The organism is Leptospira tipperaryensis (assembly GCF_001729245.1).
GTDB classification, from domain to species: domain Bacteria; phylum Spirochaetota; class Leptospiria; order Leptospirales; family Leptospiraceae; genus Leptospira; species Leptospira tipperaryensis.
This window is the reverse complement of the sequence record NZ_CP015217.1, coordinates 2,091,681-2,103,623: the sequence shown is the minus strand read 5'-3', so window position 1 is coordinate 2,103,623 and position 11,943 is coordinate 2,091,681. Positions and strand designations below refer to the sequence as shown.

At 44.1% G+C, this 11,943-nt stretch carries 11 protein-coding genes; all 11 read right to left on the bottom strand.

From position 1 onward, the window contains the following. Nucleotides 1-65 precede the first annotated feature (65 nt). From rpe to lptB, 11 genes are read right to left on the bottom strand one after another with little or no spacing between them, the layout of a single operon-like run. Nucleotides 66-713: a ribulose-phosphate 3-epimerase gene (rpe, locus tag A0128_RS09885; RefSeq protein WP_069607358.1), complete on the bottom strand. Its 648-nt coding sequence runs from the start codon at nt 711-713 to the stop codon at nt 66-68. Next, nucleotides 710-1,705 carry a PASTA domain-containing protein gene (locus A0128_RS09880; RefSeq protein WP_069607357.1) on the bottom strand — a complete coding sequence of 332 codons (996 nt, stop codon included), beginning with the start codon at nt 1,703-1,705 and terminating at the stop codon, nt 710-712. The genes rpe and A0128_RS09880 overlap by 4 nt, the downstream gene beginning before the upstream one ends. Then, nucleotides 1,702-2,649 carry a methionyl-tRNA formyltransferase gene (gene fmt, locus A0128_RS09875; protein WP_069607356.1) on the bottom strand — a complete coding sequence of 316 codons (948 nt, stop codon included), beginning with the start codon at nt 2,647-2,649 and terminating at the stop codon, nt 1,702-1,704. Before fmt ends, A0128_RS09880 begins: the two co-directional genes overlap by 4 nt. 1 nt (nt 2,650) lies before the next feature. Next, on the bottom strand, nt 2,651-4,594 hold the full coding sequence (gene priA / locus A0128_RS09870; RefSeq protein ID WP_069607355.1) for a replication restart helicase PriA: 1,944 nt from the start codon (nt 4,592-4,594) through the stop codon (nt 2,651-2,653). Continuing rightward, nucleotides 4,591-5,433: a hypothetical protein gene (locus tag A0128_RS09865; RefSeq protein WP_069607354.1), complete on the bottom strand. Its 843-nt coding sequence runs from the start codon at nt 5,431-5,433 to the stop codon at nt 4,591-4,593. Before A0128_RS09865 ends, priA begins: the two co-directional genes overlap by 4 nt. Further along, nucleotides 5,426-6,772, bottom strand: a complete 1,347-nt coding sequence (locus A0128_RS09860; RefSeq protein ID WP_069607353.1) for a sigma-54-dependent transcriptional regulator — start codon at nt 6,770-6,772, stop codon at nt 5,426-5,428. Before A0128_RS09860 ends, A0128_RS09865 begins: the two co-directional genes overlap by 8 nt. A gap of 6 nt (nt 6,773-6,778) precedes the next feature. Further along, nucleotides 6,779-8,569 carry an LIC_11548 family sensor histidine kinase gene (locus A0128_RS09855; protein ID WP_069607352.1) on the bottom strand — a complete coding sequence of 597 codons (1,791 nt, stop codon included), beginning with the start codon at nt 8,567-8,569 and terminating at the stop codon, nt 6,779-6,781. 18 nt (nt 8,570-8,587) lie between these two features. Beyond that, on the bottom strand, nt 8,588-8,851 hold the full coding sequence (locus tag A0128_RS09850) for an HPr family phosphocarrier protein (RefSeq protein WP_156781812.1): 264 nt from the start codon (nt 8,849-8,851) through the stop codon (nt 8,588-8,590). Continuing rightward, complete coding sequence (hprK, locus tag A0128_RS09845; RefSeq protein WP_069607350.1) at nt 8,826-9,788, bottom strand: HPr(Ser) kinase/phosphatase; 963 nt, start codon at nt 9,786-9,788, stop codon at nt 8,826-8,828. Before hprK ends, A0128_RS09850 begins: the two co-directional genes overlap by 26 nt. Before the next feature lie 4 nt (nt 9,789-9,792). Next, nucleotides 9,793-11,214, bottom strand: coding sequence for an RNA polymerase factor sigma-54 (rpoN, locus tag A0128_RS09840; protein ID WP_069607349.1), 1,422 nt, complete (start codon nt 11,212-11,214; stop codon nt 9,793-9,795). Continuing rightward, nucleotides 11,211-11,936, bottom strand: coding sequence for an LPS export ABC transporter ATP-binding protein (gene lptB / locus A0128_RS09835; RefSeq protein ID WP_069607348.1), 726 nt, complete (start codon nt 11,934-11,936; stop codon nt 11,211-11,213). The genes rpoN and lptB overlap by 4 nt, the downstream gene beginning before the upstream one ends. Nucleotides 11,937-11,943 lie beyond the last annotated feature (7 nt).

Here is an 11,943-nt window from a genome sequence, read left to right as displayed (position 1 = left end):
ATGATTTTTACCAATATTGGACAATATGTCCCTCTGTCAAGAAATGATCCGACAAAAATGCAGGTTCAGGATTTTGCCAGGGATTTGAGATGTTTTGCGTTCTCCACCGGGTTTCCGGTTTTATAAAGTCCAGCTCCGACTACCACGATATCCACCCCATTCTTCTTGAGCTCTTGGATATTGGTATCGTTTACGCCGCCGTCCACTTCGAGTTCGATAGGTCTGGAACCGATGAGTTCCTTCGCTTTGCGGATTTTTTCCATTCCGTTCACGATAAACTTTTGTCCGTAAAATCCAGGTTCCACTGTCATCAGAAGAATCAAATCGATATACGGAAGAACGTTTTCCAAAGAAGAAACGGTTGTTCCCGGATTCAGAGAAACTCCGACCTTGGTTCCCTGGGACTTGATTTCCTGAGCCAAACGCACCGGAAAATCGGTGGTTTCGATATGAAACGTAATACAATAGGGACTCAGTTCGTAGTATTTGGAAACGTGGTTTTCCGGTTTGGAAACCATAAGATGCACATCCAAAGGAATGGAAGTGAGTGCTTTTACTTCCTTGCTCAGGGCTTCTCCGAAGCTGATCTGAGGAACGAAGTTTCCGTCCATGACATCCATGTGCATCAAGTCGATGGCGGAAGGATCGTAATCGGGAACGGTCTTTCCGAGTTCTGTGAGTTTAGTAGCTAAAATGGATGCGGAAATTTTCAAAGTTCACTCTCGTAGGATTTGGATTTTACTTTGGAATCGGTTGCGTCTAGAAGGGTTAACTTTACGCTTCCCTTTCTATAGAATACGGTCTGAAACTTTTCTCCGTCTTTGAGACTCACTGGAAGTGTGAGAACATCGGCCACGTCTTGGTTTTCCGGTTTGACGACCGCCTTGTATTCTCCGTTGTCTCCAACCTCGTAGGAGAAAAGTTCATATCCGCTTTCGACCGCGAGCTCGGGTTCGAAGTAGAATACTTTGAACCGAATTTCATCTCCTTCCATTCTCGCGGATTGAATGAGTCCGTTTTCGGTGCGAACTCTTGTGCTGATGATTTCTTCCACCCTACTCTTAATTCCGGAACGAGTTAAGCTCTTTTGAACGAGAGGAAAGGACGCACCTTGAAAAGAAGTCGGCGCAAATTCTTCTTTTGTTTTGGCAGGCGCCTTGGTTACGAGTAGGAATACTTTTTCTCGAGAAGTTGTATTCTTCCCTGGTTCCGGGATTTGATCGATGACCGTGTTTGGAAGTTGGTCGGCTTGTGGTTCAATATAAGTGATTCCACCGATTTGTAATTCTACATAAGTTTCTCCGGCGAGAACTTTTTGAAGATTAGCTCTTGCGGAATCAATGGACTGTCCCCTGACGTCGGGAACAAGAAGTCGATCCACTCCCGTGTTGACCGCGAGAACAATCTTACTTCCGGCTTCGATTTCTCTTCCCGGACGAATGGATTGATAGAGAATGATTCCGTCCGTTTTGTCTGGATAACGTTTGTTTTCCAGACGCACCTTCAACTGAAGACGATTGAGTTCGTTGTGAACTTCGGGATAAGACTTTCCGACCAGATCGGGAACGATTACCTTCGCTGTGCTTTTGGTTCTAACGAATACGACTAAGAATGCGGCGCTAAAGAATAATAAAAGACCAGCCGCTAAGAATAAGATATAACCCCCGATCGGAAGGTATTTCTCTTTGATTTGTTCCTGATTCACCCGAATGTTTCCCCTTCTTGGATTCTGAAACCGTTGAGAAAATCGGATGAGGACATCCTGTTCTTGTTTTCCGGTTGCAATTCCAGAATTTCCAAAAATCTACCATCACCACACTGTGTAAGAAGGCCTTTTTTGTCCAATCGTTTCAATTTACCAGGCTCAGGCGGAAGCTTCGCCGGAAGTTCGGAAGTCCTGGACTTTAGAATATGGAGTCGTTTCTCTCGGAACTGAGTGGTTGCCACTGCGTCCGGAAAGAGAGCGCGAATTCGATTGTGAAGATCATCCGCGTCCAAAGACCAATCCAGAATTCTATCTTCCGCTTTGATCTTTCCGCAATAGGTTGCTTTGGAAGAATCTTGCGGAGTCGCTGAGAAAGGTTTGCCGTCGAATTCCCGGAGTAAACGAAGAATGGTTGTGATTCCCGCTTTCGTAATCTTATCCATCAAGGTTCCGGTGTTATCTTCGGAAGTGATTTCCACTTCTTGATAAGCGACAACGTCTCCCTCGTCCATCTTTTCGGTGATGTATTGGATCGTGATTCCGGATTTTGTATAACCTTTCCAGAGCGCGGTTTGTACGGGGGACGCGCCGCGTAGATCCGGAAGAAGGGAGCCGTGTAAGTTGATCGAAGTCAGAGGAGGATTTCTAAAAACCTCGGATGGAAGAATCGATCCGTAAGCAAAGATGATATAGAGATCCGCAGGAAAGGATCCGAAGTCTTGAAGAGCTTGTTCCTTTTCTTTTTTGATGGATTCATATTGAAACACGGGAAGTCCGTGTTCGAGAGCGATCTTTTTTACGGGCCCATGTTCGGGAGTTCTGCTTCTTCCCTTGGCACGGTCCGGATTGGTGACTACAAAAAGAACTTCGACGATCTTCGAGTCGATCAACGCTTTTAAAAGCTCTGCGGAATGTTCCGGGGTTCCAAAGTATCCGATTTTCATATTACACCAAATCTAAGGGATCAAAGTCGATTTCAAGATAAACTTTTTTGGAAAGTTTCAAAGGACGAACTTCTTTTTTGATGATCTCTCTCCAATATTGAATCGAAGACGTTTTGAGAATGATATGATTTCGAAAGTTGGAATCGATTCTATAAAAAGGGCAAGGCGCCGGGCCGAGCATAACCGTATCTTTCGAAGGAAAGAATTTTTTAAGAGCGTTAAAGACGAGTTCGATCGTTTCCAGAGAAACGGTCTCGTCTTTGGATCTGGATACAATTCGAATCAAACGGGAGAACGGCGGATAAAATAATTCCTTTCGAACGGGGATTTCCCATTCATAAAATTGAATATAGTCTTGGGTCATCGCCATCTGAATGACCGGGTGGTCTGGTGCGTTGGTTTCGATCAGAACCTCGCCTTTGAGCGTCGAACGCCCCGCTCTTCCCGCAACCTGGGTCAAAAGGGAAAAAACCCTTTCGTTGGCTCTAAAATCCGGAAGACCGAGTCCGATTCCCGCGTTTAAAACACCGACTAACGTTACTTGGGACGCATCCAGACCTTTTGCGATCATCTGGGTTCCGGTAAGAATATCGATCTCACCTCCTAAAAGACGGGAGATGACTTCGTTTAACAAACTTCGATCCTGGATCGAATCCTGATCGAGACGTTCGACGCGTGTTTGCGGAAACGCTTCGAGAAGATTTTCTTCCAGCTTTTGAGTTCCCGTTCCTTTGAGGGTCAGGGTTTCGCCCATTCGTTTTTCAAGCGAGTCTAACGTTTCGGTGTGGCCGCAGAGGTGGCAGATCGCGGTCCCTTTTTTGTGATAACAAAGATTGGTCGTACAATTCGGACAAGGAACGTACGACGAAGTCGCAGGAGAATAGATCAGAGGACTGTAACCTCTTCGATTTAAAAGAAGAATCACCTGCTCTTTTTTATCCAAACGTTGTTTTATTGCAAAGGAAAGTTCCGAACTTAAAACGTTGGATTCTTTTTGATTTTCCACGATACGAACCGTAGGAGGCATAACGCCTTCGGGCCGTTTGGTGAGGGTATGAAGATGAATTTTCCCTTCTTTCGCTAAGTGATAGATTTCTAGGGAAGGTGTCGCCGTCCCCATCACGAGAACCGCGTTGTTTGTCTTGCACCTCTGCATCGCGACTTGTCTTGCGTGGTATCTCGGACTCGAATGTTCTTTAAAGGAAGAATCATGATCCTCGTCTATGATGATCAGACCCACGTTCGAAACGGGTGCGAAGACCGCACTTCTTGTTCCCACCGCGATTCTTTTTTTGCCGGTGAGAAGTTCGTTGTATGCTTTGAATTTTTCGGAAACTTTCAGGGCGGAATGTAATACCGCGAGTTGACCCGGAAAGATGAGTTCCAGTTTTCGAATGATATGAAAGGTCAAACTAATTTCGGGAACGAGAAGAATCACGGATCGATCCGAACTTTCCAAAATTTTTTGGATGAGATGGATGTAGACTTCCGTTTTTCCGGAACCGGTGATTCCGAATAAAAGATGAACCGCCGTTTGACCGAAAGTTGAAACTATATTTTGATAAGCGACATCCTGTTCTTGATTGAGTTTTACGGGTTTCCCTTCCGCGTCCGAGGGAAAGGCTTCGAGTTTGACCTGTCTTCTTCCGGCGGGAATCATCTTGTAGATACATTCTCCCAAGGAAGCGATGTATTGATCCTTCATCCAATACGCCAAGTCGATCTGTTCTTGGAGAAGAATCGGAGTTTTATCTATGATCTTATCCACAGGCAGAACCTTGTAGCTTGGTTCGTTTTGGTGAACGGAAACAATGATGCCCTCTTCTTCTCGATTGCGCAACTTTGCGTGAACACGGACTCCAACTTTTGTACCGGGAGGAACCTCGTATGTAAAAGTGTCTTCCTCGATCGGAAGATCAAACGCGACCTCGGCGTAATAGATCAAAGTACGTCCTTGAGTTTGGTTTGAAAGAGCGCGAGTTGGGAAAGAATACTTTCTTTGATTGAGATCTCTTCTTTTTTGATCGTCTCGAATTCGAAGGATTCTTTAGAGCCTGAAAAGTTTTTCCGTTTGGTTTCGATCGCGGAGATCGCTTCCGGAGAACGTAATACTACCATTGGAATTCCGGGAAGGAAGTCTAACGTTCTTCCCATCATCTCCAGGGCTTTTTCCTTTCCGTAGACGGCGATCGCACTCGTTCCCAAGAGGATGATTCCTTTGATCTTTTCGGATTCGATCGTTTCCTTAACTTGGGTTTCGCACTTTTCAGTTCTGAGTTTCCAGTCTTCCGCGTTGGATTTGGAATGAGCAAAGATACAAGCCGGATATTCTTGATAGTAGAATTCCTGATGACTAAAGCCGAATTGTTTTTGGATCATTCTTCCGAAAAGTTCTTCCGCGTCCTTGGTTCTAAAGATCTGATCCGGGGAAGTTTTGGAAAAGGAAGGTCTTCCCGGAGCGATTTCCCCCGTATAATGAAGTACTAATACAGGTTTTCTTCCCTTTACGAGAAAGTTTCGAACGGCACTGATTCGATCAACGCAGAGTTTGCAGGTAAAATTCCTTTCGGCTGCTCGGGCCGGTCTTCGTACTTGAATTCCTTCGGCTTCGAGTTGAAGGTCTTTTTGTTCTTCTCCCGGATTCCAGTCCTCTTTCCAGACGAGTTCGGTGGTTTCGGGAGGTTTTTCTCCTGTAAATTGTAGAATCGGAACCTGTTTTTTTTGAATCAAAAAACGTAAGTCGCCCAAAATTCTTCCTAAGCTTGTAAGAATTTGTTTATCCATCGGTGTATTGATCCGAAGAAATGTTAAGCGACTTCATCTTTCTGTATAAATGCGAGCGTTCGATTCCGAGAACTCGGGATGTTCTGGTCACGTTCCCTTCGTTTGTCTGTAATGTTTTTATAATATACTGTCTTTCAAATTCTTCTTTTGCCTTTCTGAAATCTCCGAGCTCCACCATTTCGTTCGCCGTTTTGAAACCTTTGAGCGCGTCCCTTGCGTCGTTTGCCGTGATCGTAGAACCCACGGTCATAATACAAAGTCGTTCCATGATGTTTTTGAGCTCTCTTATGTTTCCGGGCCAAAAATGATTTTGAAGAATGGAGACCGCTTCGGATTCGATTTTTTTCGGAGGAAGGTTGTTTTCTTCCAAGGTCTTTGCGATATAATAATCCACGAGTAAGGGAATATCGGACGTTCTTTCTCTCAAAGGAGGAATCGTGATCGGAATCACGTTCAAACGATAGTAAAGGTCTTCACGAAATTTTCCGTCTCGGATCGCCTCTTCGACCGGAATGTTGGTGGCTGCGATGATTCTTACATCGACGGTGATCGTTTCGGTGCTTCCTAATTTTTCGAATCTCTGTTCTTGCAAGATTCGTAATACTTTCGCCTGAGTCGAAAGAGACATGTCGCAGATCTCGTCTAAGAATAGAGTTCCGCCGTTAGCTGCTTCGAATTTTCCGATTCTGGAATCGGTCGCTCCTGTGAAAGCGCCCTTGGTAAAACCGAAAAGTTCGGATTCGATCAATTCTTCCGGGATGGCCGCGCAGTTCATTTCCACAAAAGGAAGATCTTTTCTTTTAGAATTCTTGAATATAGTTTTGGCGACGAGTTCTTTGCCGGTTCCATTCTCCCCATAGATAAACACTCTAGCGTTTGTCGAGGCGGCTTGTGCGATTGCAAACTTTACTTTTTGAATCGCGGGAGAGTTTCCCAGAATTTCATCATATTCTAATTTAATGTCGGCGGTTTGATTTTTTTCATCCGGTTGGATTACGTTTTCTATCGCTTGGAGCACCTTTTCGATGGAAAGAGGTTTTTCCAAAAAGTCGACCGCACCTTTTTTGGTGGCGGAAACCGCGATTTCAATCGTTCCGTGTCCGGAGATCATTAAGATCGGAAGGGTCGGATATATTTTTTTACATTCGTCTAAGACTACGATTCCGTCCTCTTTTCCAAGCCAAACGTCGAGAAGAATTAAAGACGGCCTGTCTCCTTTGAGTTGTTTGAGGAGGGCCTTTCCGGTCGAAAACGTTTCGACTTCAAAGCCCTCGTCTTCTAAAATTTCTTTCAGAGACTTTCTGATTTCGGGTTCGTCGTCGGCGATAAATATTTTCATTGAGTTTTAAGAAACCGGGAGTTCGATTTGGAAACGGCAACCGCCCATACTGGAAGAATCTATCGAGATATGCCCGTTATGGTCAATCACACTTTTCTGTACAATCGCAAGGCCGATTCCCGAAGTGTTGTTGTTTTTTGTGGAATAATAAGGTTCGAATACTTTTTGTTTTAATTCGGGTGAGATTCCGATTCCGTTGTCCTCGATCGCGATGATCGCAACCCTTCGCATAATCTTTCTGCTAATCGAAACGGAAATCAAAATGGAACCGATATAATCCGGAAGTTCCTCTTTCTCTCGTTTTCTTTCGATCGCTTCAATGGAATTTTTAATGAGGTTCGTTAAAACTCGAAGGATAATCTTTTGATCCAAAAAAAGTTGAGGAAAGGACTTTGCGATTCTTGTTTCAATTTTGATCTGAGGTGTGTGTTCAAAAAGTTTGACTGCTTCCACGATGATCGGTTCTAAGTTTTGATTGATGAGCTTTGGCGCGGGCATGCGGGCAAAGTCGGAGAACTCGTTTACAAGATGTTCCAAAACTCGAACTTGTTTGATGATCGTTTTGGTTCCGCTTTCCACAACTTCGTGAAACTCTTCCCAGTTTTCTGATTTCATCTTTCTTCGAATCCTTTCCGCGGAAAGTTGAATCGGAGTCAGAGGATTTTTGATCTCATGAGCCATTCTTTGGGCGACTTCCTTCCAGGCGGCGATTCTCTGACTTTGCATGAGCTCCGCGTTTTTGGATTTGAGATCCTGAACCATCTGATTAAAAGAATCGATCAAGGCTCCGATTTCTCCGGTTTCACGGATTTCTAAACTGATGTCCGTGTCCCCCATCGAAATTTTCTGAGTCGCGTTTGCGAGCTCGATGATCGGTCTTGAAATTCTTCTCGCGAAAAGAAGAGAAAAATAAATCGCTAACAGAAAAATAGAAACGGTGATGATACTAAATGTTAAACGAATTCGATACGGAAGTTTTTCTTTTGCCAAATCGGCACGATCGTAGTTTCTGCGCGTGGAGATGAGCGAGTAGACGATCTTCTCTTCTCCTTTGTGGATTCTGATTCCGGTTTGAAGAATTCGTTTTCCGATCGGAAACGGAACTCGAAGATAATACATACAATAATCCGGACGATAACTAGTAAATTCCGTCCAGAGAGAAGTTTTGGAAAAGGGTTTAAAGTCTTTTTCAAGGGGTTTGTATTTTAAACCACGATTTTCTAATATAGATTTTTCGTTTTCGTAGATTCCTACGTAAAACTCGTCGCTCTGGATGAGATTCAGTTTAGAGGCTCCCGCGACCAGACTTTCCAAGTTGAGAGGATGGATTCTTAAAAAACTTTCCAAGAGTCTTGTTTTTTCGATCAGGATTTTTTTCTTCGGTTCTTCTTCGTTGCGAATCAGCGATTCACCGGAGGAAAGTGCTTCTTCAATATCGATTCCATAGAATCGTTCGTAGATTTTTCCGGTGATATTCGAGGAAAGAAAAAGGATCGGCACCGAAGGAAGTAAAGCCACGAAAATAAAAGAAAGGGTCAATCGATAACGAATCGAACTCTTGAGTCTTCCCGTTTCGAGATTTCTTTTGTTTCGATAGAAGTAAGAAATCAAAAGAGAAAGGGAGAATAACGGAATAAAAAAGAATATATAGACTACGATTCGATCTAAGAATCCGATATCGTCGGTTTGAATGTTCCTTCCTGAAAATTGAATCGCTTCCGCGAGAATCACGGAAAGAAGAATGATCAAACCTAAGATGAGTAAATCTCTTAGATAGTATCTGGTTTCATCGTTCATGGGAGGAGAAAGAAAATTTCAAACAAAGTCGTTTTTTACGAGATTTGTCAAAGCCTCCAAGGCTTCTTCTTCTTTGTCGCCTCGGACCTGAATCGTAAATTCGTTTCCCGGAGCGAGGGCGAGCATCATAAGTCCCATGATACTCTTTCCGTTCACTTCCACGTCGTCTTTGACTACCGTGATTTCGCAGGGAAATCTGGAAGCGCAATTTACGAATACGGAGGCTGGTCTCGCGTGCATCCCAGTCCCATTCTCATTAATTTTGAGGAGGATTTCTTTCAATTTTACCCTGCTGTAAATATTGACCTAATTTTTGATTGAATTCTTGCGCGGCGTTTTTGCCCAATTTACGCAAACGTTGGTTCATCGCCGCGGTCTCGACGATGATCGGAATGTTCCTTCCCGGTCTTACCGGAACTCGGATCAGAGGAATCTGCACCCCGAGTAATTCTTCCGTGGGATTTTCAAGACCCGTTCGATCAAAGTCCTTGTCTTCGGCCCATTCTTCCAGATGGATGATGAGTTCTATCAATTTGTGGTCTCTGACCGAACCAATACCAAAGATATCTTTAATATTCAAAATTCCTAATCCACGAATTTCCATGTGGTGACGTAAGAGATCCGAACAGGTTCCAATCAAATAACTTTCGGAAAGCCTTCTGATCTCCACCATATCGTCGGCGACCAAACGGTGCCCTCTTTCGATGAGTTCCAGAGCCGTTTCGCTTTTACCAACTCCGCTTTTTCCAGAAAGAAGAATTCCGATTCCGAAAACTTCTATCAAAACCCCGTGTCTCATCGTTCTCGGCGCTAGGCTTCGATCCAAGATTCCTGAGATCAGAGTGATGAACTTATGAGTTGAAACGTCCGAAATCATCAGAGGAATTCCGAGTCTTTCGCAGTTTTCTTGGAAGATCGGAGGCGGAGGATTTCCGTGTGTGAAAATGATACAATTGAGATGAAAGCTAAAAAAATCGGCGGCGATTTGTTTGAGGTCTTCGGGAGATCGGGAAGTTATATAAGCCCATTCTCCTTTTCCGAAAATCTGAATCCGATCGTGTGCAAAACTTTCGTAAAAACCGGTGAGGGAAAGACCGGGGCGATTGATCTCGGACATGTTGATTCGATTGGTGAGACCTTTTTCGCCCGCCAAAAGGCGAAGACCCAATTCCTCGTGTTCGTTGAGAATATTCGAAACGTTGATTCCCGGCATGGACATAGGGTTATCTGGACTCCAAAGACTTGACTTTTTTTCTCTGACTGGACGGAAGAATCTTCAATGTCTTTCTGTATTTGGCGACGGTTCTTCTTGCGATTTCGATTCCCTGTTTCTGAATCTCTTCTACGATTTCTTGATCGGACAGCGGATTTTCAGGTTGTTCGTCTTTCACCAGATTTCGGATCAGATCATGGATTTTTTTGGAAGATTCGATTCCACCTTCCGCTGAACGAACCCCGGAAGAAAAAAACCATTTTAATTCTAAAATTCCGCGAGAGGTTTGAACGTATTTATTGGATGTGATCCGGGAAACCGTAGACTCGTGCATGTCCAGTCTTTCTGCGATATCCTTGAGCGTTAGCGGTTTGATGAATTGAATTCCTTTACGGAAGAATTCGGTCTGCATTTCTATGATGGCGGATGTGACCTTGAACAAGGTCTGTCTTCTCTGGTTGACCGATCGAATCAACCATTCGGCCGAGCCGAGTTTTGTCGTGATGTATTCCTTGTCCGAGTCTTTTGCGTTTTTTAGAATATTCTTATATTCTTTATTGATCTTGAGCCTGGGAATCCACTCGTCGTTGATATAGATATCGAATTCTCCGTCTACTTCCCTTACTACCACGTCTGGAATGACGTAGTCCGGTTTGTTTGCCGTGTAGAGAGTCGCCGGATACGGTTCCAACTTTTTGATTTCGGATGCGAGGCTTTCCACGGCTTCGAGTGAAAGCTCCATCTTTTTGGAAATCGTTTTGTAATCCAGCTTCTCGAGATCCTTGATATGTTCTCGAATCAGAGTATGAAGTTTTGTATCGTCCGGCTTTAGGATATTAGCTTGTATGAGAAGAGTTTCTTGGACGTCCTTGGCTCCGATTCCGATCGGATCGAGTCTGTGGATCTGTCCAAGAATTTTACGAACCTTTTTTTCATTCAGCTTCATTTCCACGCAAAGATCTTTGATCGGTATGGAAATAAAACCGTGATCGTCGAGCATTGAAATGAGAATTTCTCCGATCGCGATTTCATCCGGTTTTAAATTGGAAAGTCTGAGTTGCCAGAGTAAGTGTTCGGAAAGAGAACTTTTTTCGGGAGAAGATTCTATGTATTTTTGATTTCGATCGCTCGCATCCGTTCCTCCCGAGCCGGCGCGATCGATGGAAAAATTATCCTGCCAGGTGATATCCGAATTCTTTAGGAAATCATTTTTTTCCTTTCGTTTGAGATCGTCTCGACTGTAGAGATCGGGGGTTCGATTTCTTTCGGATGCGTATTCCTCTTCGAGCATCGGATTTTCAACGAGCTCGGAACTGATTCGATCCGAAAGTTCAAGAGTGGATAAGGGCAGAAGTTCGATGGACTGTCTTAAGTCCTGGGTCATCACCAGTTTCTGAGTCTGTTTTTGAACTAGTGAATGACTGAGGTTCACAGCGTAAAATCCTCGCCCAAATAAATTCTTCTGGTTTCTGGATCGTTGACGAGATCGTGTGTGGAACCGGAGATCAAAATTCTTCCGCTGTACATGATATAGGCGCGATCGGTGATCTTCAAAGTTTCTCTTACGTTGTGGTCCGTGATGAGAATTCCGAGTCCTCTGTCTTTTAAGGATTGAATTACGGTTTGAATATCTTTTACCGCGATCGGATCTACTCCGGCAAAGGGTTCATCCAAAAGAATAAAGTCCGGGTTGGTCACGAGGGCTCTTGCGATTTCACAACGTCTTCTTTCCCCACCCGAAAGAGTATAACCCTTTTGATTGGCGACTCGCATGATCTGCAATTCAATTAGGAGTTCATCTCTTCTTCGAATGACTTCGGCTCGGGGGAGATTCATCGTTTCTAAAATGGCTTCCAGGTTTTCGGCGACTGTGAGTTTACGAAAGATAGAAGCTTCTTGTGCGAGATAACCTACTCCGGACCTCGCACGGATATGCATCGGAGAATCGGTTACGTCTTGTCCGTCTATATAAACTTTGCCTGAGTCCGGTCTTACAAATCCTACGGACATATAGAAAGAAGTGGTTTTACCGGCTCCATTGGGACCGAGCAATCCGACCACTTCTCCTTTTTTGATATCGAAGCTGGCTCCGTCTACGACCTTTCTTTTGTTGTAGACCTTGACCAGGTTTTCCATTCGGAAGGTTTTACTCATATTCGTA